29 protein-coding genes and 1 pseudogene are annotated in these 26063 nt (G+C 42.0%); all 30 read right to left on the reverse strand.

Features of this window, described 5'->3' with window-relative positions; translation table 11 throughout:
* Window positions 1-10: 10 nt before the first annotated feature.
* Window positions 11-679 (reverse strand): flagellar type III secretion system pore protein FliP, encoded by a 669-nt coding sequence (gene fliP / locus BOD01S_RS19935; RefSeq protein ID WP_036152291.1) that lies wholly within the window; start codon window positions 677-679, stop codon window positions 11-13.
* Window positions 676-1299, reverse strand: a complete 624-nt coding sequence (locus BOD01S_RS19940; protein WP_052124748.1) for a flagellar biosynthetic protein FliO — start codon at window positions 1297-1299, stop codon at window positions 676-678. Before BOD01S_RS19940 ends, fliP begins: the two co-directional genes overlap by 4 nt.
* 34 nt (window positions 1300-1333) lie before the next feature.
* Window positions 1334-1696, reverse strand: coding sequence for a response regulator (locus BOD01S_RS19945; RefSeq protein ID WP_036152285.1), 363 nt, complete (start codon window positions 1694-1696; stop codon window positions 1334-1336).
* A gap of 22 nt (window positions 1697-1718) precedes the next feature.
* Window positions 1719-2969, reverse strand: a complete 1251-nt coding sequence (fliY, locus tag BOD01S_RS19950) for a flagellar motor switch phosphatase FliY (RefSeq protein WP_036152281.1) — start codon at window positions 2967-2969, stop codon at window positions 1719-1721.
* Window positions 2962-3957 carry a flagellar motor switch protein FliM gene (gene fliM / locus BOD01S_RS19955; RefSeq protein ID WP_036152280.1) on the reverse strand — a complete coding sequence of 332 codons (996 nt, stop codon included), beginning with the start codon at window positions 3955-3957 and terminating at the stop codon, window positions 2962-2964. The genes fliY and fliM overlap by 8 nt, the downstream gene beginning before the upstream one ends.
* A 33-nt stretch (window positions 3958-3990) precedes the next feature.
* Window positions 3991-4419 carry a flagellar basal body-associated protein FliL gene (gene fliL, locus BOD01S_RS19960; RefSeq protein WP_036152276.1) on the reverse strand — a complete coding sequence of 143 codons (429 nt, stop codon included), beginning with the start codon at window positions 4417-4419 and terminating at the stop codon, window positions 3991-3993.
* The gene (locus tag BOD01S_RS19965) at window positions 4406-4630 is read right to left on the reverse strand and encodes a flagellar FlbD family protein (protein WP_036152272.1); all 225 of its coding nucleotides are present in this window, start codon (window positions 4628-4630) and stop codon (window positions 4406-4408) included. Before BOD01S_RS19965 ends, fliL begins: the two co-directional genes overlap by 14 nt.
* A 70-nt stretch (window positions 4631-4700) precedes the next feature.
* A complete protein-coding gene (flgG, locus tag BOD01S_RS19970; protein ID WP_036152269.1) occupies window positions 4701-5684 on the reverse strand; it encodes a flagellar basal body rod protein FlgG in 984 nt (327 codons plus the stop codon).
* Window positions 5685-5761: 77 nt separating this feature from the next.
* Window positions 5762-6133, reverse strand: coding sequence for a TIGR02530 family flagellar biosynthesis protein (locus BOD01S_RS19975; RefSeq protein ID WP_036152549.1), 372 nt, complete (start codon window positions 6131-6133; stop codon window positions 5762-5764).
* Between the two features lie 14 nt (window positions 6134-6147).
* The gene (gene flgD, locus BOD01S_RS19980) at window positions 6148-6822 is read right to left on the reverse strand and encodes a flagellar hook assembly protein FlgD (RefSeq protein WP_036152267.1); all 675 of its coding nucleotides are present in this window, start codon (window positions 6820-6822) and stop codon (window positions 6148-6150) included.
* Between the two features lie 2 nt (window positions 6823-6824).
* Complete coding sequence (locus tag BOD01S_RS19985; protein ID WP_036152265.1) at window positions 6825-8060, reverse strand: flagellar hook-length control protein FliK; 1236 nt, start codon at window positions 8058-8060, stop codon at window positions 6825-6827.
* A gap of 19 nt (window positions 8061-8079) precedes the next feature.
* Window positions 8080-8679: a MotE family protein gene (locus BOD01S_RS19990; RefSeq protein ID WP_036152263.1), complete on the reverse strand. Its 600-nt coding sequence runs from the start codon at window positions 8677-8679 to the stop codon at window positions 8080-8082.
* Between the two features lie 4 nt (window positions 8680-8683).
* Window positions 8684-9133 carry a flagellar export protein FliJ gene (gene fliJ / locus BOD01S_RS19995; RefSeq protein WP_036152261.1) on the reverse strand — a complete coding sequence of 150 codons (450 nt, stop codon included), beginning with the start codon at window positions 9131-9133 and terminating at the stop codon, window positions 8684-8686.
* Window positions 9130-10458: a flagellar protein export ATPase FliI gene (fliI, locus tag BOD01S_RS20000; RefSeq protein ID WP_036152259.1), complete on the reverse strand. Its 1329-nt coding sequence runs from the start codon at window positions 10456-10458 to the stop codon at window positions 9130-9132. The genes fliJ and fliI overlap by 4 nt, the downstream gene beginning before the upstream one ends.
* Window positions 10459-10462: 4 nt before the next feature.
* Window positions 10463-11260: a flagellar assembly protein FliH gene (gene fliH / locus BOD01S_RS20005; protein WP_322786768.1), complete on the reverse strand. Its 798-nt coding sequence runs from the start codon at window positions 11258-11260 to the stop codon at window positions 10463-10465.
* Window positions 11244-12257: a flagellar motor switch protein FliG gene (gene fliG / locus BOD01S_RS20010; protein WP_036152255.1), complete on the reverse strand. Its 1014-nt coding sequence runs from the start codon at window positions 12255-12257 to the stop codon at window positions 11244-11246. The genes fliH and fliG overlap by 17 nt, the downstream gene beginning before the upstream one ends.
* A 14-nt stretch (window positions 12258-12271) precedes the next feature.
* Window positions 12272-13870, reverse strand: a complete 1599-nt coding sequence (fliF, locus tag BOD01S_RS20015; RefSeq protein WP_036152253.1) for a flagellar basal-body MS-ring/collar protein FliF — start codon at window positions 13868-13870, stop codon at window positions 12272-12274.
* A 60-nt stretch (window positions 13871-13930) separates the two neighbouring features.
* Window positions 13931-14239: a flagellar hook-basal body complex protein FliE gene (fliE, locus tag BOD01S_RS20020; protein ID WP_036152252.1), complete on the reverse strand. Its 309-nt coding sequence runs from the start codon at window positions 14237-14239 to the stop codon at window positions 13931-13933.
* Between the two features lie 18 nt (window positions 14240-14257).
* On the reverse strand, window positions 14258-14725 hold the full coding sequence (gene flgC, locus BOD01S_RS20025; protein WP_036152250.1) for a flagellar basal body rod protein FlgC: 468 nt from the start codon (window positions 14723-14725) through the stop codon (window positions 14258-14260).
* A gap of 2 nt (window positions 14726-14727) precedes the next feature.
* Window positions 14728-15120 (reverse strand): annotated as a pseudogene (flgB, locus tag BOD01S_RS20030) (flagellar basal body rod protein FlgB).
* A 376-nt stretch (window positions 15121-15496) separates the two neighbouring features.
* Window positions 15497-16276: a GTP-sensing pleiotropic transcriptional regulator CodY gene (codY, locus tag BOD01S_RS20035; protein ID WP_036152249.1), complete on the reverse strand. Its 780-nt coding sequence runs from the start codon at window positions 16274-16276 to the stop codon at window positions 15497-15499.
* An 87-nt stretch (window positions 16277-16363) separates the two neighbouring features.
* On the reverse strand, window positions 16364-17749 hold the full coding sequence (gene hslU, locus BOD01S_RS20040; RefSeq protein ID WP_036152246.1) for an ATP-dependent protease ATPase subunit HslU: 1386 nt from the start codon (window positions 17747-17749) through the stop codon (window positions 16364-16366).
* Window positions 17750-18292, reverse strand: coding sequence for an ATP-dependent protease subunit HslV (gene hslV, locus BOD01S_RS20045; protein ID WP_036152243.1), 543 nt, complete (start codon window positions 18290-18292; stop codon window positions 17750-17752). It abuts the gene before it with no gap.
* A gap of 17 nt (window positions 18293-18309) precedes the next feature.
* Window positions 18310-19209, reverse strand: coding sequence for a tyrosine recombinase XerC (gene xerC, locus BOD01S_RS20050; protein ID WP_036152241.1), 900 nt, complete (start codon window positions 19207-19209; stop codon window positions 18310-18312).
* 253 nt (window positions 19210-19462) lie between these two features.
* Entirely contained in the window at window positions 19463-20776 is a 1314-nt protein-coding gene (gene trmFO / locus BOD01S_RS20055) for an FADH(2)-oxidizing methylenetetrahydrofolate--tRNA-(uracil(54)-C(5))-methyltransferase TrmFO (RefSeq protein ID WP_036152239.1), read from the reverse strand.
* 12 nt (window positions 20777-20788) lie between these two features.
* Window positions 20789-22873, reverse strand: coding sequence for a type I DNA topoisomerase (topA, locus tag BOD01S_RS20060; protein WP_036152236.1), 2085 nt, complete (start codon window positions 22871-22873; stop codon window positions 20789-20791).
* Window positions 22874-23199: 326 nt separating this feature from the next.
* Entirely contained in the window at window positions 23200-23754 is a 555-nt protein-coding gene (locus tag BOD01S_RS20065) for a hypothetical protein (RefSeq protein ID WP_036152234.1), read from the reverse strand.
* A 12-nt stretch (window positions 23755-23766) separates the two neighbouring features.
* Complete coding sequence (locus tag BOD01S_RS20070) at window positions 23767-24312, reverse strand: replication-relaxation family protein (RefSeq protein ID WP_052124746.1); 546 nt, start codon at window positions 24310-24312, stop codon at window positions 23767-23769.
* Window positions 24299-25564 carry an FtsK/SpoIIIE domain-containing protein gene (locus BOD01S_RS20075; RefSeq protein WP_244887333.1) on the reverse strand — a complete coding sequence of 422 codons (1266 nt, stop codon included), beginning with the start codon at window positions 25562-25564 and terminating at the stop codon, window positions 24299-24301. The genes BOD01S_RS20070 and BOD01S_RS20075 overlap by 14 nt, the downstream gene beginning before the upstream one ends.
* 207 nt (window positions 25565-25771) lie before the next feature.
* Window positions 25772-26056, reverse strand: a complete 285-nt coding sequence (locus tag BOD01S_RS20080) for a hypothetical protein (RefSeq protein WP_036152227.1) — start codon at window positions 26054-26056, stop codon at window positions 25772-25774.
* Window positions 26057-26063 lie beyond the last annotated feature (7 nt).

Consider the following 26063-nt stretch of genomic DNA (forward strand, 5'->3'; position numbering starts at 1 on the left):
GTATCATCCCCTAACTAAAACTTTGAAGTAATGATTTTATGATTAAATACCAGCCGTCCACTAATATGAACAATAATATTTTGAACGGTAGAGAAATCATGACTGGCGGAAGCATCATCATCCCCATCGACATCAGCACCGAAGCGACAATCATGTCAATGACCAAAAAGGGAATAAAAATCATAAAGCCCATTTGAAATGCCGTTTTTATTTCACTTAAAGCATAAGCCGGTACAAGCATAGTTAAAGGAATATCCTCGATGGATGCCGGACGCTCCGCCTGATTATATTCTATAAACAGTTCTAAATCCTTCTGCCTTGTATGCTTGGCCATAAATTCTTTAAATGGTATAGAGGCCCGATCATATGCCTCTTCCAAGCCGATTTCCTCGTCAAACAGCGGCTGTAATGCCTGCTCATTCACCTTCTGGAATGTCGGTGCCATGATAAAAAAAGTTAAAAATAGCGCCAGACCGATAATGACCTGGTTCGGTGGCATCTGGTTCGTTGCCAGAGCCGTTCTTGTAAAGGAAAGTACGATAACGATACGTGCAAACGAAGTCATCAATATTAAAATGCTCGGTGCTAACGAAAGTACTGTTAATAAGATTAATAGCTTCACAGATGTAGAGACATTTGTTGGATCGCTTTCAGAAAAGATTGAGATAAATTCATTCATGTTTTATCGTTCTCCTTTTCCTTCCAGCTTTCCAATTCATCGCTGCGCTGCTGCTTAATCTGCGAGAGACGCTTGTCCAACAGCTCACTAAAATCAGCCGGCTGTTTTTCAGCAGTGCCTTTCGCTCTGAATTTGTTAAATAATTCGGCAATATAAGGTGAAGCGGTTGTATTGCCGAGCTTTTCATTATAAAGTGCCAAAATTCCTTCAATTTCTTCCGGGTCTGTAATCACTTGCAGAAGCTGAACATTCTCCCCTACTCCAACAATATAAAGTTTATTGCCGATCTGCAGGAGCTGAACAGATTTCTGCGCCCCAACGGATTGCCCCCCGAGGTTTTGTATCATGCTGTTTTGCTGGTAATTCAAATTCCGCTTATTTAAAAAGCGGAGAACAAATAGTAGTAAACCAAGGACAAAAAGTAACGCCAGGAAAATTTTTATGTATTCCCAAGCCCCCATACTAACAGATGCCGAATCACTGATTGTCGTGTCGGCATCTGTTTCATTGCTTTCTATATTGCGATCAGGATTTTCCAAATATTCATCACTGATCATGGCATAGGAAGCAGGGGCTACTTGTGTAAGTACTACAAATGGAAGCAATAATACAAAAACCATCCGTAAATAAAATGATTTTCTTACATGCATTTTATCAACCTAAAGCTTTTTGGATCGCTTCAATTACGCGGTCTGCTTGGAATGGTTTTACGATAAAGTCTTTTGCACCAGCTTGAATTGCATCGATAACCATTGCTTGTTGGCCCATTGCAGAGCACATGATTACTACAGCATTGGGGTCTGTTCCTTTAATTGCTTTAAGAGCAGCAATACCATCCATTTCCGGCATTGTAATATCCATTGTCACTAAATCCGGGCGTAATTCATTATATTTCTCTACCGCCTGGACACCATCAGCAGCTTCCCCAACTACTTCAAAGCCATTTTTTGTTAAAATATCTTTGATCATCATGCGCATGAATGCCGCGTCGTCAACAATTAAAATTCTTTTAGACATAGTAAGATTCCTCCAATTAAAACTATCTTAAATTATTCAAGCGATCTGCTTGGCTTAAAATATCTGTAATACGCACACCGAAATTCTCATCAATAACAACTACTTCACCTTTTGCAATTAAACGGTTATTTACTAGAATGTCTACCGGTTCACCGGCAAGTTTATCAAGTTCAATAATCGAGCCTCCGGACAATTCCAGAATTTCCTTTACAGAACGCTTTGTACGTCCCAGTTCTACTGCTACCTGCAGCGGAATATCCAAAAGCATGTTCAAATTGCGTGCTTCCGCCTGGGTAATATTCTGCGCTTCAAAATTGGCGAACTGCGCCTGCTGTACATTGACAGGCTGCTGTGGCGGCATTTGATACGTCGGTTGCTGATATACAGGAGCAGCCGGCTGCTGAGCATATGGCGGCTGTTGGGGTGCCTGGTTCATATATGGCTGCTCATACATCGGTTGCTGTTGTTGCATAGGAGGTGCTTGCGGCGCAGGCTGCGGTTTTGCTTCCGGTTGCGGCGGTGCCGTTGGTGCTTCCGGCGCAAGAGTTGGCGCCAGCTCCTCATCACTTTCTCCCATTAATGACTTTACTATTTTTTTACTAAAGTTTAAAGGTAATAATTGCATTAAGTTCGAATCAATTAACTCGCCGATCCGCAATCTGAATGAAATTCTCACAAGTAAATCATCGTCGGGAATATTATCGGTCCCTTCGTTTTGTGAAATATTCATCAAATCGATTGTCGGCGGAGAAATATCTACCTTCTGGTTGAACACGGTTGACATAGACGTCGCAGCCGAGCCCATCATTTGATTCATCGCTTCTTGTACGGCGCTAAGTTGAATCTCACCGAGCTCCGGCTTCGGATTCAGCCCATCTCCGCCAAGCATTAAGTCTGCAATAATGGCAGCATCCGATTGCTTGATTACCAGCAGGTTCATGCCGACTAATCCGATAGTGTACTGTACTTGAATCGCTACATACGGATGTGGAAACTCTTCTTCCAGCTTGTTGCGGTTAATCATGCTGAGACTTGGTGTTGTAATATCTACCTTCTGTCCTAGCAATGCGGATAGGGCTGTTGCCGAGCTGCCGAAAGAAATATTTCCTACTTCACCGAGGGCATCCTGTTCCATCGGGCTTAAATAGTCCTCTACTGCCAATATCTCTTCCTGCACTTCATTTTCATTTGTATCTGGTGTTAATTTGTCTTCCAATGTTTCGCCTCTTAATAGGGCTTCAATTTCCTCTTGGGAGAGCATTTCATCACTCATTGTCGTCTCCTCCTTCCAACGGGTCAATCACCTGAACAGCCATTTTCTTATTTAGCTTCCCTGGTTGAACAGTAAATTTCGGCAGCGTTCCTACTTTCAAAATAAGAGGGTCCGCTATTTTTTGGTCTAATTCAATGACATCTCCAATATTCATCATGAGGAAATCCTCGATTGAGATAGAGGTAGTGCCTAACTCGGCAACTACTGGTAAAGATGCCTGTTTCACCCGACTTTCAAGCATCTCTACTTGTTCTGGTGACATCTCCTTTGTATTTGACTGCATCCAATAACGCACTGACAAGTTCGGTACGATTGGTTCCAATACTACATGCGGCAGACAAATATTAATCATTCCGGTTGTTTCCCCGATGATTGTATTAAGGGAAATGACGACCACTGTCTCATTTGGTGAAATCATTTGCAAAAATTGCGGGTTTACTTCTAGTTCAATTAGCATCGGATCGATTTCTACAATATTTTCCCATGCCTCACGCAAGTTATCAAACGAGCGTTCGAACAGATTGGTCATAATTTTCGTTTCTATTTCCGTCAAATTATCAACGTTGCTGTAACTTGCCCCAGTACCTCCCATTAACCGATCCAACATGGAATAAGCAATGTTAGGGTTAATTTCCATCAAAATATTTCCATCTAATGGTGGTACTTCGAATACATTAATTAAGGTCATATTCGGTATAGAACGAACAAATTCCTCAAATGGGATCTGGTCTACCGAAGCAACTGTAATTTGGACATACGTTCTGAGCTGCGCCGAGAAAAATGTTGTCAGCAATCGCGCAAAGTTTTCATGTATACGAGTCAAGCTTCGAATTTGATCTTTCGAAAAACGAAGGGCCCGTTTAAAGTCATATACTTTGACTTTTTTGGCTTCATCTTCTTTTTTCATATCATCCGCTGACATTTCCCCTGTCGAAATAGCTGATAGCAACGCATCAATTTCGGATTGGGAAAGCACATCTCCTGCCATTTGCCCACCTCCTCTTTCAAGATGTTTCAATAATTATTGGATGATGAAGGAGGTCATGTATACTTTCTGTACTTCGCCCGCTTGCATCAATTCATTTACTTGGGCTTTAATCGCCTTTTCAAATAAAACCTTTCCTTGTTTACCTTGTAAATCTTCTTCTGTCATTTCGGACAGTTCCTGAATGACAATGTTATTCACTTGGAATATACGCTGTGTTAACTCTCCTGCTGCATCTTCGCTATCCGTCTGAATCTTCAGCTGCATACGCGCATAATGGCCGTCTTTTAAATTCGTTGTAATTTCAGGTATATCTACAGAAGCCAAAACAATTTCTTCTATAGAAGCTTCCTTCTCCTCCGGCTCATTATTCAGCTTTGTTAACAGCACATAAAAAATCACGCCCAATAGCAGCAGTGCCGCCAAAATAATGAGCATCACTGTCAATAGTTTATTCTTCTTCATCTTCATCACCTCTTAGATGAGGATTGGATAAAACTTGAATCTGGTGATAAAACCGTTTAATCCTTTCCCGCACTTCTTTTTCCGATTCTCTTACGATAAATTTACGCCCAGTCGTCAGCGTAATCGTAGTATCTGGAAAAGCTTCGACTGTTTCTATGTATAAAGCATTCAATGAGAATGCTTTGCCATTTAGGCGAGTGACCTCTATCATTGTAAGGGGCCGGACCTGCCTTGAGAGCCGGCCCGACCCTCCTTTGCAATGAATCTATCAAATCAATTAACTAGCGTTTTAAGTTTACAAGCTCTTGCAGAATTTCATCGGAAGTCGTAATAATACGGGAGTTCGCCTGGAATCCACGCTGTGCTACGATCATTTCTGTAAATTCCTCTGAAAGGTCGACGTTGGACATTTCAAGGGCGCCTGAACGTGTTTTACCAACCCCAAAAGCATTCCCAACACCGAATTGTGCTGCGCCAGAGTTAGCAGATACTTGGAAATAGTTACTTCCTTGTTTCGTTAACCCTTCAGCATTCGGGAATTTGGCAACCATTAACTGCCCAGCAAAATTTAAAATACCACTTGCATCTACATACGTCACTGTCCCGTCATCTGCAATTGACATCGATTGAGCATCGGTTGGGATCCAAATTCGCCCGCCGGCCATATCTTCTGTCTGTAACCCTTCGCCGGCCCATTTCACTTCTGATTGCTCAACAGCATCGTCACCTTGTAGAGGAGCATGTCCAACAACCGCTCCGTCTGGAGATACGATGCCATCTGGCAATTCAACGTCTCCGGCTCCATCCGACATCCAGCCTACCACATAGTCACCGTTTGAATTTACAAGGAACCCTTCGCTATCCATATAGAAATTACCTGCTCTTGTATAAGAAATCCCAGTAAATCCTTCAATTAGTGCTCCATCTTCTGCATCGTCCCCAGGCAGTTTACCTACTACGAAGAAGCCTTCCCCTTCCATGGCCACATCTAAAGTACGCCCAGTTGTTTGTAGTGCTCCTGTTCCATGGATTGTATCAATTGCAGCTAACTGTGAACCTAGACCAACCTGTTTCGCATTCACACCCCCGGCTCCTAAAGACGGTCCTGAAGCCCCTGCCTGTGTTTGTGAGATTAAGTCTTTGAAAATCACTCGTCCTTTTTTAAATCCGTACGTATTTACATTTGAAATATTATTCCCGATAACATCTAACTTTGTTTGGAAGTTTTTTAAACCTGAAATACCTGAGTACATTGAACGTAACATATAGTAGCGTTCTCCCTTCATATTTGAGTATACCGCGTCAATCGGTCGGCGGTATGAGGCATCCTTAACGGTCCTGCCTAAAGTACAATTGTTCCATCAATATTTGTAAATAATTGCGATTTGGCTTCTTGGCGGTCCATTGCCGTGATCACTGTCGCATTTTTCGCACTGATAATCAGTGCGGCCTGATCGAGTAACACTAACGGCTGCTTAACACCCTTATCCCGGGCTTCCAGTACACGATTTGCAACATGCCGCCACTCATCTTCTGAAATCTCAATATTCCGCTCCTGCATCCGTTCAGAAGCATGCCTGCTGATCTTTAACTCCTGCTGTTTTGCCTGCTGTAAATGTTCTAAAAACGATGCTTTAGGCTGCGTTTCTTTCACAGGCTGCTTCGGCGTCAATGTAGGATGGAACGGTACATGCTGAATAGTAATTTTATTCACCATTCATTCCTCCTTTATTTACCAGCTGCCAGTTCGAATTGGTCCTTTGTCAAACGTGTGCCATTATTTAAAATGTATTCGATAACTCCATTATTTGTTGTAATGGCTTCTATAATTGCCTCAATGGATTCATCTGCCGATTGGTAGGAAATTGTTTGGCCGATTAATTGACTAGCCTGTGCAAATGGATTTTCCTCTGCTTGTCCCGGCGTTGCCGCTTCTTTTCCTTCTAAAATAGAAGAAATATTTCCGGCTGTAATCTCTTTACCGCTGTCTAATACAAACAATGGGGCCCCATCTTTAAATTTCACTTCGACTATCTTCCCGGTTCCTTCGTTCACAATCGGTTTCCCGTCATTATCTAACTTGTCAGTAACTTCATGCCATTTTACTTCTTTTCCGGCAAATGTTGTATAGGACATTAATTGTGTTTGCTTTTGTGAATCCAGCAAGTTCTCCATTGCTTTTGTCATATTCTGCATCTGTTCCAATGAAGAAAACTGCGCCATTTGAGAGATAAATTCCCGGTCATCCATTGGATTTGTTGGATCCTGATTTTGGAGCTGGGTAATTAGAATCTTCAGAAACGCATCTTTTCCTAGTGTGCTGTTATCTGCTTCTGTCGTGTACTTATACTTTGATGTGTTTAAGTAGTAATCATTTGTTATACCATTTGATGTTGTGGCCATCGTTACACCTCCTCATTGAAAACTTGTTCTGCTAAAAATTCCTCAAATGACTGCTGCTCTTCCTCTTCCTTTTTCTGTTCTTCCGGCTCTTCTTGCTGCTGACGGAAGAAATTATTAAAGAAGTTTTGATCTTTACTGCGTTCTGCATCCTGTAACGACTGAGCTATGTCCAGGCGCTCCATTTGAATGTTTTGCGCTGCAAAGGCTGTTTTTAGCTGATGAAGATTTGAATCCAGTAATTCTTTTCCTGTCGAAGTCGTAGCGAGCAGACGTGCCTGCATAACGCCATCCTTTTGCATTACTTCAATACGTATCTGCCCGAGATTTTCCGGGAACAGCTTCAGTACTAAACGCATCGTTCCTTGATTATTAGACAGCTGGCTGCGGTTAATCAAATTCTGAATTTCTTTTGCAAGTGCCTCAGATTGTGCTGATCGCTCCGCTGGCAGAGTAATCGTCACCGTTTTTGCTGTTACCGCTGTTTGTTGGTGTGGAGCTTGGGCGTTTACGCTATCTGTTTCATGCTTTCCCTGTGTTTGGCTCGCAGCCTGTTGTACCACTTGCTGAAAGACAATTGGTTTTGTTGATTCCTGCTGTGGCTGTTGCACTTGAAGTTGGGCTACAAGTGACTGCAGTGTATTTTTTGTTTCGCTTAATTGAAATTCCTGCTGATAGACTGTATCTGTTCTCATTCCAATCATTTGGGCTAATTTTAGAAACTCTGCCACTTTAGCAGCTTCTTTCGGTGTTACTGGGCTGTTCTCTCCCTGTAGGATAGATATAATCTCTCCTAGCAGTGCCGGTGCTTGTTCCAGGATTGCCCATACGTCACCTAGCGGCTTTTCGTCTTTTAACAATTGCTGAATAAGTGATTCTAGTTGTTCTGGTGTCATTTCCAACATCGCTGATAGATTTTCAATATTCAGCGTATCCTCTACCGGCATCCATTGACCTTCCACCTGAGTGAACATCATACTTTCATCATATTGGATACCAAGCTGGTCAAATAAATCTTGTAAAGTAGGAGATTCCAGTGTTTCTACCACGTTCTCCGCTGTTTCCTCAGCGGTTGCTACTTGTTCTTCCCCTGCCTTCACAGTTTTTGTCTGTTCTGTTGAAACAGTTTCATTCAACACCTTGTTAAAGGATGGTGTATTCTTTGCCTGGGTAGTTGACGCTTGGGCCGGCTTTGTTATCTGTGTACGCGGCTGTGCCATTTGCAGTAATGCAATATCCATTTTTTTATTTCACCTCCTTTTATTGCTGAGATAATAATTCTGTATAGCGTGCTGCATCCGCCGGGCTCATCTTTGCAAAAATAGCAGATAGTGTAGCAGACTTCATATTGGACATGATGCGCAGTGCTTCTGCATCACTCATCTCCGTTAAAATTGGTGCTGCCGTTTTGGCAGACATATTTTCAAACGTTTTTAAAATTTCCTGAAACTCCAATTGATTTTCCTCTTGTGTACGCTTTAACTGTTCTATTTCATACTGGAGTTTTTCCTTTTCAGCCTCAAGCTCTTCATTTGCTTGTTTTGTCGAGTCCATTTCACTTTGCAGCTGATCGATTTCAGCTTCCTTTTCCTGAATCTCTGCCTGTAATTTAACAACTTTTTCTTCGCTCAATGACGTATTCTCTGCTCCCTTTTCCTCTGAAGCAATGAATGGAATTTTCTCTTTCAAGCCATCTGCTATTTTAAATACATTTGTATTTGTAAATGTAGCAATGATCAGTAGGATTGCTAGTGTAAATACAAGTGGAATGATGAACCAGAAAAATAGCTTTTGGAAAAATCCAGGGCTATTCTGTTCTTCTTCCAGCTCTTCGTATTTATCGACGTCGTTCTTTGCCATGACATCACCTAATTTCTCTCTTGTTATACGCGAGGGAAGAAATTTCGTCTAAAAGAATCGTTTCAAGACGAAGCTGTTCTTCCTTATAAACTTCAAAATCTCTTTCTCTCATTTTTTCAAACTTACGCACTTCCAAGTTTTTTTCTACTAATTTTTGTTCCTGCCAATTCATTTTGGCACGTGCTTGCACTACCTTTTGCTGTACATCGTTTATTGTTTTTTCCATGCTGTTGATAAAACGCGCATAATGACTGATTTCATCAATAGATGAACCTGTAACGAGACGCTCCTGCTGAAATGCAAGTAAATCTTCTTTTTTCTTCAGCAGCTCATAAAGCTTTGTAGCAATCTCTTCGAAAGATCGCACGGCTTCCTTGTAGGCCATTTCCGTCTCATTTTTTTCTTGTTCACGGACGTTTAAAATGTTTTCAAAACGGTAAATATATTGTGTCATGTATTTGCTCCACCATTCGATAATGCAATTATTTCATTGACTGTCTGCTCTAGTGACACTTTATCCATAAAGCCTTGCTTTAAAAACTTGGTAATGAGCGGCTCATAATGGATTGCCTCATCGATTTCTTTAGAAGTACCCCGTTTATACGCTCCGATGTTGATTAAATCTTCGGATTTTGAGTACGTATAATAGAGTTCGCGCAAGCGCGATGCTGCCGCTACATGCTCCGGTGACGTAATGTGATTCATCAGACGGCTTACACTCTTTAGAACATTAATAGCGGGATACTGCCCTTTATTCGCCAAAACACGGTCAAGGACAATATGTCCATCCAATATCCCCCGCACAGCATCGGCAATCGGCTCATTCATATCATCTCCATCTACAAGGACAGTATAAAAGGCTGTAATCGTACCGTGCAGATTAGTTCCGGTCCGTTCAAGCAACGTAGGTAAAATAGCGAAAACAGACGGTGTGTACCCGCGTGTTGCAGGTGGTTCTCCGACAGCTAATCCTATTTCCCGCTGTGCCATTGCCACTCGGGTAACAGAATCCATCATCAGCATGACATTCAGTCCCCGGTCTCTAAAATATTCCGCTATGGCTGTCGCTGTAAATGCTGCCTTTATCCGCATAAGCGCCGGCTGATCACTTGTCGCTGCAATGACAATGGAGCGGCTCAGCCCTTCCGGCCCGAGATCACGTTCTATGAACTCCCGTACTTCACGCCCACGTTCCCCTACTAGTGCAATGACATTTAAATCTGCCTTTGTATTACGGGCAATCATCCCAAGCAATGTACTCTTCCCTACCCCAGAACCAGCAAATATACCGACACGTTGTCCACTGCCTACAGTTAACATCCCATCAATTGCCTTAACGCCTACTTCCAGCCGATCTGTAATAGGCGGACGTGTCATAGGATTAGGCGGCTCTTTTTCGGTTGGCACAGAGACAAGCCCTCGCGGTAAGGCATAACCATCATACGGCTCTCCCATCGAATCCAGCACTTTTCCGATCAACTCGGGGCCAACTTTAACTTCCAGCGGTTTACCTGTTCCTTCTACTAAGCAGCCAATGGAAATTTCACGCAAAGAAGAGTACGGCATGAGGATCACAATTTCATCTTTGAAGCCGACTACTTCGGCTAAAATAATTTGATGGCCATTTACCGGCGAATTCACATGAATTTTGCATACATCCCCGATGGAACTGTCCGGCCCTTGGGATTCGATCATCAAGCCGACAACCCGTGTTACTTTACCAAATTTTTTAAGCGTCGGTATATTTGGAATATGTTCGATTAAATGGGCAGCTTGCATGTAATCATTCCTTACTATCTAAAATTTCCCTAAGCTTCAGTCGAAGTTCATTTAATTGTGTATCAATGGAAACGACGATACGTCCGTGACTTGTTTCAATATAACTTTCCGCGTTTGCCAAATCTTCATTAACAAAAATAAGAAAAGGAACATCCGGCGGGAACATTTCTGCCAGCTCATCCCGGTTTTTCGAAATTACCCCGTAGTATTCAGGAGAGACGTAAATTTTAATCTCCTTCATTTCACGGGCCTCCTTAAGGGCCCGTCTTACGATGGAGACAAACGTTTCTTCCTCCCTTGCAAGTACCGTATTCATAATGCGTTCAGCTGATGTAATACCAAGCTCTAGAATAACCGACTCCTGCGTTTCTAGATATTTCTGTGCATTTGCCTGTGCATTGGTCATGACTTCATTTGCTGTGCGAAGTGTTTGCTGCATATCGGCATTTGCCTTTTGTACTCCTTCTTCATATCCTTGGGCAAAGCCCTCATCATATGCTTGCTGCTGCAAGTGCAGCTTTTCTTCCTCCCATTGCTGCTTTGATGCTTCCATCATCTGAAGCTGCTGCTGTTGGAAGTTGGCAAATTGCTGTTTCTCCATCTCTATCTGCTGTCTCGCCTCCGCTAACAGCCGGTCACGCTCAAAAAGGATTTCCTCGCGTGTAATCGCTAGTTCCTGTTCGGCCTGTCCTAGTTCATTTGCAGAATGAGGCTGAAAAAATTGAAATGGCTGGATTTTAATTTCTTTGTCGTCTGTCTGCTGTGCCTGTGTTTTCCGGATGATTCTAGACAATGACGTCATCTCCTCCACCACGAGCAATAATGATTTCTCCAGCATCCTCTAAACGGCGGATAACTCCTACAATGCGGGATTGCGCTTCTTCTACATCACGTAGTCGAACAGGTCCCATAATCTCCATTTCCTCCCGAAACGTTTCAGCCATACGCTGTGACATATTTCGGAAGATAATTTCCTTTACCTCTTCACTAGATACCTTCATTGATAGAAGTAAATCCTCATTTTCACAATCCCGAATGACACGTTGAATCGAACGATTATCCAGTGTGACGATATCTTCGAATACAAACATACGTTTCTTGATTTCTTCTGCCAGCTCCGGATCTTGAATTTCGAGAGCATCCAAAATCGTTTTTTCTGTCTGCCGGTCTACTCCGTTCAATACTTCTACAACTGCATCAACGCCACCTGTTTCCGTGTAGTCCTGTGTGACTGTCGACGAAAGCTTACGCTCTAGAACGGACTCGATTTCACTAATTACTTCTGGTGATGTTGAATCCATTACAGCAATCCGTTTTGCAATATCTGCTTGTACTTCTTGCGGCAGAGAAGATAAAATAATCCCTGCCTGCCCCGGCTCTAAATAAGACAAAATCAGCGCAATTGTTTGCGGATGCTCATTTTGGATAAAATTGAAAATCTGCGATGGATCCGCCTTGCGAGCAAAGTCAAAAGGACGTACTTGCAAGGAGGATGTCAGGCGGTTTAGGATAGCCTGTGCCTGATCTGCACCGAGCGCCTTTTCTAAAACCGTTTTCGCATACCCGATTCCGCCTTGTGTGATATAATCCTGAGCTAACGCAATATTGTGGAATTCCTCGATAATGTTTTCTTTTACATTTGATTCCACTTTTTTCACACCTGAAATTTCAAGTGTTAAGCGTTCGATTTCCTCTTCGTTTAAATGCTTATAAACAGAAGCCGAAACTTCTGGCCCCAGAGAAATCAATAATAAAGCGGCCTTTTGCTTTCCTGATAATTCTTTGTCTTTCTTAGACACAGCCGAACCTCCTATTAATCCTCAGCGATCCAGCTACGCAGCAGCTTTGCAAAATCTTCAGGCTTATCTTTGGCCATTTTTTCAAGCTGTTTACGGCGCACAGTCGCTTCAGTCTCTTTTTCTTCTGATATATCTTCTACCTCTATTAATTCTTGCTGCTGTTCCATGATACTCAGCTCTTCCTCTTCACGTTTACGTCTTCTCAAACGTAGAATGAAGAATACGAGTAAGCCGATAGCTGCTAATAGAATACCGCCGACTACCCATGCCCACCACGGAATAACCGAGGCCGGTTCTGTTTCTGTTGTTGCTTTACCATAAAACGGTTGGACAGAAACTACTACTTTATCACTGATGTCTTCTTCTGTTAGATCGCCTGCTGCCTCTTTATCAAGTGTTGTACGGACAATAGTTGATAAGATTTGTTCAATATCCTCTTGCACGGAAGCATCTAATGAAGCAGTATTGTCTTCCCCAGGCGGCTCTACCATTACCTGGATGCCCAAGTCACGGATTTTATAAGGACTTTCCTGAATTTCGCGGCGAATGCGGTTTACATCATTATTGATTGTTTCCTCAACCCGCTCATAATCACCGTTCTCTGTTGTACCTTCCTGGTAATCTGTGAAATTATCTGTTACATTCTCAGCTTCTGGTACACCAGCAGCAGCCGCGCCGTTTCCTGTATATGTTTCAGTAATACGTTGTGCGCTGATGGCAATACCTTCGATGTTTTCCTCATCAACCGGCTTTACTAAATTCTCTTCCCTATTTTCCTGTTTAAAATCAATATCCGTTGTAACAGATACAACAACTTTGTCCTGACCTATCATCGTACCGAGCATGTTCTGCACTTGTCGCTGGATATCACGTTCTACTGCTTTCTTGACAGCCATTTGGCCTTCCACAGTTGCAGTTGTACCGCCTCCGTTTTGAATGGAGTCCAAATCATAATACTCAGCATATTGGTTGGAAATCTCAATATTTTCTGTACTTAAATTCGGTATACTTTTTGAAACAAGATTATAGAGCGTCTGTATTTGATCATTTGTAAACTTGTGGCCCGGTTCTGTATTTAAAATAATTGCCACGCTTGATTCCTCAGCAGAATCCTTTAGGAAAACTCCCTCTTCCGGCATCGAAATCATTACTTTCGCATCCTTGACGCCTTCAATCTGCTTAATTAAATTGGCAACCTCCGTTTGTGTAGCTGCCAGCTTAATCACGTTGAACTCATTATCCGTCATACCGAATCCGGCATTTTCTGTAAAAAATGAATTACTGATGGCTCCCGTTTCCGGATAGCCTTGTGAAGCAAGTGACACTTTCAGCTGATCTACTTGTTCTTCCGGCACTAGAATGGTAGTTCCTCCATTTGCCAGTTCATAAGTCGTTCCCTGCGCCGTCAATACATCTGCAATCTGCCCCGCCTCAGTAGTAGATAAGCCTGTAAACAATTGCGCCATTGTCGTTCTAGTAGAGAAGTAGGTAAGTACACCAGCTATTGCAATAATTGCTATAATGGTACCGATCAGCGCGCCTTTTTGGTTTCTTGTCCGGCTCGACCAAAATTTTGTCGAATCCGTTTTTACTTTTGTTAATCGTTCATTCATTATGAATCCTCCGGTTATAGTGAATGCTCCAACAATTTACGATTCGCTTTCACCTTTGGATTATACAGACATTCTCATAATCTCTTGGTAGGCTTCAATTACCTTATTACGAACTTCCATTGTTGCATTTAATGTAATACTTGCTTTTTGGGAAGCAATCATTACTTCATGTAATTCAACGTCTCCACCATTAATTAATTTTTCGGTCATTGCATCTGATTGGATTTGCTGAGCATTTACGTTTGCCAGCGCATCCTTTAATGTATTGGCGAATGTTTGCTGCGCTTGAGAAGATGTTACTGGTACCGAGACTTTTGTTGCTTCATTCACCAGGGGTGTTGTCATCATTGAGACAGAATTAATTGCCATTGTCTATCCTCCTATACCTTATCCTTTACCAATTTCCAGTGCCTTTGTCAGCATTGCCTTGTTGGCATTAAACATTGTTATATTTGCTTCATATGAACGAGAAGCTGAAATGAGATCAACCATTTCCGTGAGTAAATCTACATTGGATGTCTGTACATATCCTTCTTCATTTGCATCAGGATGTGTTGGATCATAGACAAGTTTGAATGGCGTTTCGGTGTTTTCTTTAATTTCCTTCACTTTTACCCCGTTGCCAACTGCTGTATTTGAAGATTTGCCCATTGCTGCATGAAGAAAACTGCCAAAGCGTCCCTCTTGCTGTTCTGTCAAGACAACAGATTTTTTACGGTATGGCTCCCACTGGCCATTTACTTGGCGAGCTCGTGTTGTATCGACATTTGCTATATTAGAGGAAATAACATCCATACGAAGTCTCTGCGTAGTCAATGCAGAAGCTGTCGTATTCATACTATGGAATATTGCCACCGTTATTTACCTCCTTTAATGACATTATTTAATGTACTGAGTTTTCCGCCTACCCGATCGATCAGTGCATTATAATAAATTTGATTTTCCGCAAGACTCGCCTGTTCAGCATCCATATTTACCCCGTTGCCGTTCGGCCGAGCTCAAAAATTGTCGTAGCTGTATAAACCTGGTGTCGACTGCTTGATTTCAAAATCATAGTGCCGTGCATCTGTTTTATAAGAAGCAAGCGGCTCCTTTTGTACATTCTCAAAAATTTGTTTGAAGCTTACCTCTTTCGCCTTATAGTTCGGCGTGTCCACATTTGCTATATTTTGCGCGATTGCCTTATTTTTTAAGGTTGCATAGGAAAGCCCTTTTTCTAAACTGCTAATTGTCCCACCAAACAAGTCCAAAACTTTCACCTCAATAATAATAAACAGAATATTTTTTCATGAAATCTTATCCAACTTAACCAATAATACAATTGTAATGAAGAAGTAATATAGTGTCTATTGACTTTCGTCACTTTTTAGTAGGCCATAAAACCTATTTTTCTTCACACTTCGTTCAAAAACGACAAAATCCCTCTAGTTTTTAAGTTATTTGATATCCTTTGAAACTCCTATAAATTCGACGGAGAAGCATACAAAAGACACGAATAGAAAGGATTACTAAAGTGTTATTTTTTTCCTCAAGTTATTTTACTGATACTATGTTTAAAAAGCAACAAAAAAAACGCAGATAAAGCGAACATTCGACTTTATCTGCGTTTTCGAAACACACAAACCTTTATTTCATCTTGATTTCAGCTAATGCAGTCAGGAACTTATCGTTTAGTACTTTGATATAAGTTCCTTTCATTCCTAAAGAACGTGACTCAATTACACCAGCAGATTCCAGCTTACGTAAAGCATTTACAATGACAGAACGTGTAATACCGACACGGTCTGCAATTTTAGAAGCTACCAATAGGCCTTCATTCCCATCAAGTTCTTCGAAAATATGCTCAATTGCCTCCAATTCTGAATAAGACAGTGAATTGATTGCCATTTGTACAACTGCTTTCGAACGTGCTTCTTCTTCGATCTCCTCCGCCTTTTCACGCAGGATTTCCATACCTACTACAGTAGCCCCGTACTCGGCAAGGATTAGATCATCATCTTCAAATTGGTCATTAATACGAGCTAAAATTAATGTTCCTAGACGTTCACCACCGCCGATAATCGGCACAATCGTTGTTAAACCTGATGCAAATAAATCTTTATTTTCTACAGGGAACGCTGTATATTCGCTTTCAATTCTAATGTTCGGTGAAGTTTCCGTAATGTTGAACAAGCCCTTCGTATAGACTTCCGGGAATTGGCGTTCTTCAAACATTTTCTTCATGCGATCATTTTCAATTTGCTGATGGATCGATAATCCTAACAGTTTCCCTTTACGGCTGACGATAAAGACATTGCTATCGATAATATCCCCCAATGTGTCCGCCATTTCCTTGAAGTTTACCGGTTTACCCGCTGATGCCTGAAGCATCGCATTAATTTTACGTGTTTTTGTTAATAAATCCATTATATATATCCTCCTACTTTTACTAAACAGTCAATTCACTAAATATTCTAAAGCTTTTTACAATTTAAAGAAACTATTTTGACCTTTTTATAAAATAAACTGTGTCAAATCTTTGTTTTTTACTATATCACCTAGTTTTTGATCTATATAACTTGGGGTAATTTCAATATGGGCCGGTGCAATCTCGGATGCTTCGAAAGATAATTCCTCCAAAAGACGCTCTAAAATTGTATGCAGGCGTCGTGCCCCGATATTGTCTGTTTCCTGGTTTACTTCTGTAGCAATCTCTGCAATACGCTCAATCGCGTCATCAGTAAAATCAATGGTAACTCCTTCTGTCTCCAACAATGATTTGTACTGCAGGATCAGCGATTGATCTGGTTCCCGTAAAATTCGTACAAAGTCTTCCTTTGTTAATTTTTCAAGCTCTACCCGGATTGGGAAACGACCTTGGAGCTCTGGAATTAAATCACTCGGTTTGGATACATGGAATGCCCCTGCTGCAATAAACAGCATGTAATCCGTTTTTACCGTGCCATACTTCGTTGTCACAGTAGATCCTTCTACAATGGGAAGAATATCCCGCTGCACACCTTCCCGTGATACTTCGGCAGAGGAAGAGCCTTTGCTGGCGATTTTATCGATTTCATCAATAAATATAATCCCCGCCTGTTCTGCACGCAAAATGGCTTCTTGGGCAAGCTCATCAGGATCAATCAGCTTATTTGCTTCTTCCATTATCAGTAGACGCCGGGCATCCTTTACTTTTACCTTACGTTTTTTTGTCTTTTTAGGCATTAGGCTTGAAAGCATATCCTGCATGCCGGCATTATGCTCCATTCCCGGCATCATATCAAACATAGATGGAGCCTGTTCTGTCACTTCAATCGTTACCCACTGCTCTTCGAGTTTTCCTGCCTTTAGATCCTCCGCTATCTGCACTCTGCGCGAACGGACTTCCGCTTCTTCCTGAGGAGAAGTTTGCTGTTGATCTTCCTGCTGCCCTCCAAATAACATAGCAAAAGGATTTTGAGGCATTTTCCCTTTAAACTTTGAAGGTACAAGAAGTTTCACCAATGCCTCATTCGCCATTTTTTCTGCCTGTTCCTGCACATCCTCTGTCATCTCTTCCTTCACTAGACGACGGGAAGCTTCCACTAGATCACGAACCATGGATTCTACGTCACGTCCGACATAGCCAACTTCCGTAAACTTTGTCGCTTCCACCTTTATAAAGGGTGCATTTGTCAGCTTTGCAATCCGGCGGGCAATTTCCGTTTTCCCTACACCTGTTGGTCCGATCATCAAAATATTTTTTGGAATGACTTCAGTTTTGATTTCTTCAGGTAATAACGAACGGCGGTAACGGTTACGCAGGGCAATTGCTACTGCACGCTTAGCTTCATTCTGACCGACTATATAACGATTTAAACTTTCCGTAATTTGTCTTGGCGTTAAATTTACATTTTTCATTTACAGCGCCTCCACGATAATATTATGGTTTGTATAAACGCAAATATCAGCAGCCGTTTTTAAAGCAGCCTCGGCAATTTCTTTTGCAGATAAATGATCTCCGGCATGTGTTTTCAATGCACGGCCAGCTGATAGAGCATAGTTTCCACCTGATCCAATGGCCAAAATGCCATCATCCGGTTCAATCACTTCCCCGGTACCCGATACTAGCAAAAGTGTATCCTGATCCATTACAAGCAACATTGCTTCTAATTGGCGCAGCATTTTATCACCTCGCCACTGCTTTGCGACTTCTACAGATGCACGCATAAGATTGCCATTATACTCATTTAGCTTCGCTTCAAACATTTCAAAAAGTGTGAAGGCATCTGCTACAGAGCCAGCAAAGCCAGCCAAAACCTTCCCATTAAACAGACGTCTGACCTTTCTCGCTGTATGCTTCATTACTACTGCATTGCCCAATGTTACCTGTCCATCACCAGCCATTGCACAGCTCCCGTTATGATGGATAGCAAAAATCGTTGTCGCATGAATTTGTCCCATGTCCGTTCCTCCTTCAATTACGCTCTTGGATGGGTGTTCATATAAGTATTTCGAAGATGTTCTTTCGTCACATGCGTATACACCTGTGTAGAGGAAAGGTGCGCATGTCCCAGCAATTCCTGAACCGTACGCAAATCTGCACCATTATTCAACAAATGCGTTGCAAAAGTATGACGCAGCATATGCGGATAAATTTTCGAATGAAGAGAAGCTTCCTCCATCATCTCACTTAAAATATGACGCACACCTCGTGCTGTAAGTTCACCGCCGCGCATATTCACAAACAGGCGCTGATGATCTTTATTCTTCATGAGCTTTGGCCGTACTTCCTCCATATAACGAGTTAATGCATCATGGGCGTATTGGCCGAATGGCACGATTCTTTCTTTTCTTCCCTTACCCATTACCCTAAGAATAGAATACGCAAAATCAATCTGATTCACTTCCACCGAGACGCATTCGCTGACACGGATGCCTGTTGCATACAGCAATTCCAAAATGGCCATATTACGAATTGATTTTTCATCCTCACCGCTGGAAGCCGCAAATAGCTGCTGCAATTCCTCCTCATAAAAAAAGCTCGGAAGTCTTTCCTCTTTTTTAGGATGATATAGTGAGCGAAATGGTGCGTCATCTAAATCAACTTCACGGTTTAAGTAGCGGAAAAACGACCTGATTGATGAGATTTTTCTGGAAATCGATGTTCTTGCCATATTCTCTTCATAAAGCTTTGTTACGTACAGTCTCGCATGGAGATACTCTACTTCCGTTAAACAATATACGCCTTCCTGTTCTAGGAAATGTAAAAATTGTGTAATATCAGCTTCATACTCACGCACTGTATGGACAGAAAAGTTTTTTTCCAGCTGTACGTATTTAATAAAATGCATTAATGCCTCTGTCGGATTATTCAACATGGGGATGCCTCCAAAGCAATAGTGTGGTTCTGCCCGAACAGTCAGGATCAGCTATGTAACCTTAAATAAAAAGACATACATCCTGACACTATACCCATCCATCAAAATGTGCAAGAGAAATATGCGTAATATATTAAAATTTCCATCTTTCGTTCACAATTTGACGATTCTTTATCCAATTAAAAGCAATTTAACCATTCAGACATTATAAAAAGCCTCTCAAATTATAACAACTTCAAGAGGCCTTTTGCAATTATATTGTTTGTGAATTCACAAAATTTTGAATTTTCTCCAATGCGCGTCCAGCATGGCGTTCCGCACGTTCTACTTTTGATTTTATTCTTTCACCCAAATCAGGGAATAAACCGAAATTCACGTTCATTGGCTGGAAGTTTTTCGAATCTGCTTCTGTAATATAGCGTGCCATTGAGCCGAGTGCCGTCTCGTGTGGGAACCGTAATAGTTCTTCACCTTTTGCTAGACGTGCGGCATTAATACCTGCAATCAATCCGCTGCCGGCCGACTCCACATATCCTTCTACACCTGTCATTTGCCCCGCAAAGAAAATTTGTGGGTTTGAACGAAGCTGATATGTGCTGTTCAATACACGTGGTGAATTGATGAATGTATTGCGGTGCATAACTCCATAACGGACGATCTCTAGATTTTCAAGCCCCGGGATCATAGAAAATACACGTTTTTGCTCCGGCCATTTCAAATGTGTTTGGAACCCTACAATATTGTAAAGCGTTCCCGCTGCATCATCCTGCCGCAACTGAACAACCGCATATGGACGTTTGTCTGTTTTCGGGTCTTCCAGTCCTACTGGTTTCATTGGCCCGAACAGCATTGTCTTTTCTCCACGTGCTGCCATTACCTCGATTGGCATACAGCCTTCGAAGTACTTTTCCTTTTCGAATTCTTTCAATGGTGCACATTCTGCTGTAATCAGCGCTTCTCGGAATGCATCAAACTCTTCCTTTGTCATCGGGCAGTTTAAATAGGCAGCTTCACCTTTATCATACCGGGATTTTAAATATACTTTATCCATGTTGATGCTATCCTTTTCAAGGATCGGTGCTGCTGCATCATAAAAGTATAAATATTCTTCACCAGTCAGTTCTTTAATTTTGTTTGCCAGCGCTTCTGATGTTAACGGTCCTGTGGCAATCACGGTAATTCCCTCGGGAATCTCTGTTACCTCTTCGTGGATTACTTCCACAAGCGGGTGATTTTTCACAGCCTCTGTCACATAGCCGGCAAACTCATGGCGGTCTACAGCTAATGCACCGCCGGCAGGTACTGAGCATTGGTCCGCTGCCTTCATAATTACCGAATCTAAAATACGCATTTCTTCTTTAATAACCCCTACAGCATTTGTCAGGTTATTGGCACGAAGCGAGTTGGAGCAAACTAGCTCTGCAAATTTATCCGTATGATGTGCAGGTGTCTGCTTTACAGGGCGCATTTCATACAGTCGTACTTTTACGCCGCGCTTCGCGATTTGCCACGCTGCCTCGCTCCCTGCAAGGCCGGCACCAATTACATTTACAATTTGTTCTGTCATTTTTTTACCTCTTTATTCTGACGGTGTTTCCTCGTAGTCACAGTCGCTGTTTGTACATTGGATTTGAACACCTTTTTTCAACTTCTTCTCTACTAATAATGCACTACATTTTGGACAAGGTCTACTAATCGGCTTATCCCATGAAACGAATTCGCAATCCGGATAGCGATCACATCCATAAAAGACACGCTTCGTCTTGCTTTTCCGTTCTACGATCTCGCCCTCTTTACAAGATGGGCATTTTACGCCAATTGGTTTGACGATTGCCTTAGTATTACGGCAGTCTGGGAAGTTGGAGCATGCCATAAATTTCCCGTAACGGCCCAGCTTGAAGACCATAGGTGAACCGCAGTTTTCACAGTCTTCTCCTGCCGGTTCATCTTTAATTTCAATTTTCTCCATCTCTTCTTCTGCATGACGTAAATGCGGTTCGAAGTCTTTATAAAAAGCATCAATGACTTCTACCCATTTTGTAATGCCTTCTTCAACGCCATCAAGATCTTGTTCCATTTGCGCTGTAAATTCAATATTAATAATTTCAGGGAAAAACTCGAGCATCGCCTGATGAACGATTTCACCCAGCTCCGTCGGTACAAAACGTTTGGCATCCAGCTGTACATAGCCACGCTTTTGGATTGTATCCAGTGTAGGTGCGTATGTTGATGGACGGCCTATCCCCAGCTCTTCCAAGGTTTTAACAAGGCGGGCCTCCGAATAACGCGGCGGCGGCTGTGTGAAGTGTTGTTTCGGCTCAATATTCACGGTCTTCACCTGATCGCCTATTTCCATTTCAGGCAGCAGTTTTGTTGCCTCTTCTGTTTGGTCATCTGTTCCCTCAATATAAAGTTTCATAAAGCCCGGGAATTTCACCTGGGAGCCGTTAGCACGGAACTGGACATCATTATTTTTTAGGTCGACTGTTACTGTATCTAAAACAGCCGGTGACATTTGGCTTGCGACAAAGCGGTCCCAGATTAAACGATATAACCGTAATTGGTCGCGACTGAGTACTGCCTTCAATTCCTCGGGGCTGCGCATAACACTTGTCGGACGGATCGCTTCATGGGCATCTTGTGCATTTGCTTGCTTTTTCACTTGTTTCGCTTCACCGGCGACATAATCCTTCCCATACTTTCCTTCGATATAGCTGACTGCTTCCGCTTTTGCCGTATCAGAAATACGTGTTGAATCTGTACGCATATATGTGATTAAACCAACTGTACCTTCTTTTTTACCGATATCGATCCCTTCGTACAGTTGTTGTGCAAGCATCATTGTTTTCTTTGCTCTGAAGTTAAGCTTTCTTGCTGCCTCTTGCTGAAGTGAAGATGTAGTAAATGCAGGAGCTGCATTTCGTTTACGTTCTTTTTTTACGACATTTGTTACTTCGAATGTGTCACCCTTTAACTTGGATAAAACAGCCTTTACTTCTGCTTCATTCGTCAGTTTTACCTTTTCCCCACCTGTACCATAGAACAGAGAGTCAAATTGTTTTTTACCTTTTTCAAACAGACCTTCGATTGACCAGTATTCTTCCGGTACAAAGCTTTTGATCTCATTCTCACGGTCAATAATCAACCGAAGTGCCACGGATTGTACACGTCCTGCCGACAGCCCCTTCTTCACTTTTTTCCATAAGATCGGGCTGATATTATAGCCGACAAGCCGGTCTAAAATACGCCGCGCCTGCTGGGCATCGACTAAATCCATATCGATCGGGCGAGGGTGCTTAAAACTTTCTAAAATTGCATCCTTCGTAATTTCATTAAATACAACACGGCAATCCGAATTTATATCAATATTTAATGCGGTTGCAAGGTGCCATGCAATCGCTTCTCCCTCACGGTCAGGGTCGGATGCTAGATAAATTTTTTTCGCTTTTTTTGCCGCTGATTTTAACTCCTGTAATACAGGGCCTTTTCCACGGATTGTTATATATTTAGGCTGATAATTATTTTCCGTATCAATACCTGTCTGACTGCGCGGTAAATCACGTACATGGCCGATCGACGCTTTTACTTTATACTTTTTCCCTAAATAACGTTCGATTGTTTTTGCCTTTGCAGGTGATTCCACTATTACTAAATAATCTGCCATCATTCTTTCCCCCTTATAGAGGTTACTCGTTGTTTTTTACAAAGCAATTCCTGTTGCAAAATGTATAACAGATTTACATAGAATGCAACTTTTTTTCAATTTTTCATTTGAAACATTTGTAATTCTTCAATGATTTGATACCCGTTCCATATAGGAATAGCTGGGGTTTTTAAAGTATATTTATTAATAGAAGAAACTCATGTTAATTAGTATTTTAACTTATTACGTTTCAAATCATTTTATACTATTTCAGTTTCAATCGGCACGTTTTCGGCACGTTTATATTTAAGGCCACCCATTATGGAGTGGCCTTTTCTATGATATTCTCACACCGCTTCGCCGACTGTTCTCAATATCTCCAGGAACAAAGGAGAGAGTTGAATAAGTACATAACCAAGCCCGGCATTCATAATCATTGACCAACCTTTTTCGCTGTTTCCAATCATAAACCAAAAACAAGCACCCACCATGATTACGCTGGCTATAGGAAAACTAATTGCAACCAGTATGTCGATCACTGGATTAAGTATGGTTGCAAGCACTTCCAACGACGTGTCTGCAATAACGCCCGTCTGAATCATACCATCCACAGTTGAAGATGGATCAGACATAACCGGTACATCCGGCACAGGCTGAACTGATTGAATCGGTTGATATACAGCCGGTACCACCTCATTGATTGTGGAAGGCCCAGCACTGAATTTATTGTATGCAAACAATCCTGCAGCGCCTGCAACCGGTACAGCCCCCATAATCATAACGTCTTTACGGGTAGCATAGTTCGATTCCTCGCGCATTTTGTCTAATGCTTCGAACCGTTCAGTGTAATCTGTATATTCCTCGGTCGGTACCACACGCATTTTATCCCTCTTAAATAACATCCTTCTTCCCCCTTATCGAATATCGTCCATCGTATAGACTTGGCATTTTAGCCCTTCGCAAGTTGTCTCTATCTGTCGCCTACGTAGCTCAGTCGTGGTCAACCATACAACAGTTGGGTAATAACCTAATTGCTTTACAACGCCCGGCATGAGCTCCTTATAACGTTTAATCTTTTCGCGATTTTCTTTCATGGTCTGCAAATTATCGACTTCTAAAAAGTGTCGGAAACCATTTCGACTAAACATGCCGTCCACAATTACAGTGTTGGTTCCATCTGAAATCTTGACTTCGTTCTTCCAATCCATCGGACATTTATAATGCAGCCAAAATTCATTACGCATGACAGTATGCTGCACACGACTTGTTCTGCGTCGGATCTTATCGCAGCCGACATATTCCCGGCCGTTTTTATTTAGATAATAAATTGTTTCGTAACCATTTCTAATGGCGGAAAGATAATCGGATAGATCGTTGAGGATGCGATTAGTATTTCGTTTTTTACCAAGTGAAAAGTATCTGCTGATTTGGTCGCGTGTAAGGAAATCAAACTTCTTCAAAAGTAACAGTATCTGTTCGTCTCGACTCGATAGCTGTTTCTTCAACGCGCTCCCCTTTCTCGGCAATATGAGGCTGAATAGTATCGTGGATAATATCTGAGGTAATTAGTGGTGTTTGTAGGATGTCTCGTTTATCGGCTGTTTGGTAGATAGCACGGCCTTTAATCATGGGTAATGTCTCTGCCCCTTCTGCATCCAGGACAACGCGTGAAGCAACTGCTGACTGTACCCTAAAGCATAGCTTTGCGTCAGCATTTTGTTTTACCTGGCGTGGAATCACATCGCCTACTGGGTACTGTGTGGCAACTACTAAACGGAATCCAAGGCCTGCCCCTAATCGTGCAATTTGACTCATGATTGTTTGGCATTCCTGTTTTAAAAGTTTTTCTTCCCTCGTTACTGCCTCTGAAGCATTAAGCTCCCCTACTTCGTCGATAATGACAAAATAACGTTCTTTTATGCCTGCTTGCTGTACGTTCTTCTTGCCCAGCCGTTTCAACAGCTGCTGAATATCGCGCATCTTATCATAGGCCTGCTGTAAACTGTGGAGGGCTTCATCCGGTTCGTATGCGATTGATAATGTCTGCTTGATATTTTCATAGTCACACAATTCGACACCACCTTTTAAATCAATAAGGAAGAAATTTGCATACTCCGGCTGTGATTGAATAAGGCTGTTTATTAAGCCGTTAATAAAATTACTTTTGCCGTATCGGGTAGCGCCGCCAAGTACTAAATGGGGAATCTTTTCAAAATCGTGATACTTAAATTCGTTAAGCGCTCGAGTCAATCCGACTGGCACCTTCCACCCTTCTCCACTAATGAACGCTACCTCTTTTGCTAAAGGCTTATCATACACGCGCACAATTAGCAGGCCGTCATATGACAATTCGATTTCCTTTTGCTCGGTGAGCTTTGCCTTCCACAGTTCTTGAAGCTGCAGCAGAATATCCCCGTCAAAATTTAATTGTCGTAAATCAGCAAATGTAATACGTTTTCTTCTATTATTAAGTCCGTCCTCTAAAATCTTTTGCCGAGCTTCATAATCGTTAAAGGAACGCCCCAAAGGAATACGATATTTGTACTCCCAGCCCCAGTCATATTGCTTTTTCTTAATCAGCTGCGTTGTCAGAGTGTCCTTTCCATCTTTCACGTTGAGTCCAGACAATGACATAATGCGTTGAATCTTGCCGCTGTCATTTGTGGATAATCCTTTCTTGGCTGAATAAGCTTTCCAAGCCATTCCACCCATTAGCGAAGTTGTTAAAATTTCGAACAGCACTTTTCCATCCCTTCTAAATTTCATGGCCGCCACGGTTCTCTTACAATAGTAAGAGTTGCAGTAAATGAGCAGTTTCCAAACGATGTGTAAACGTTGATATAATAACGATTCCCTACTGCCCACTTACATGCCCGGGTAGCAATCAATCGGGTACAACATCGGGCATGCAGCTGGCCGTTATAATACGACCAATTCTGCAGCATACATCCAATGTTTTTCGCCGTACACCTCAACCAAGTACAGAGTTTTATCCCGTAATAGCTTGCTATCGATGACGGTACCCACTTTGTTGATAACGTGTGGATAATAGTACTTGAAGTAATTTGTTGCTTCATCGTCACAGTAATCAATATTGATCTTCACTGGTTCACCTACTTGGATAGGAACCTGTATTGTGGAAGGCTCCAGAAACTCAAAGATATTCGTCTGGCCGATTAATTCCATGTGCTCAAAATGTGTCATATTCACC

The organism is Lysinibacillus odysseyi 34hs-1 = NBRC 100172, from assembly GCF_001591965.1.
GTDB classification, from domain to species: Bacteria; Bacillota; Bacilli; order Bacillales_A; family Planococcaceae; genus Lysinibacillus_B; species Lysinibacillus_B odysseyi.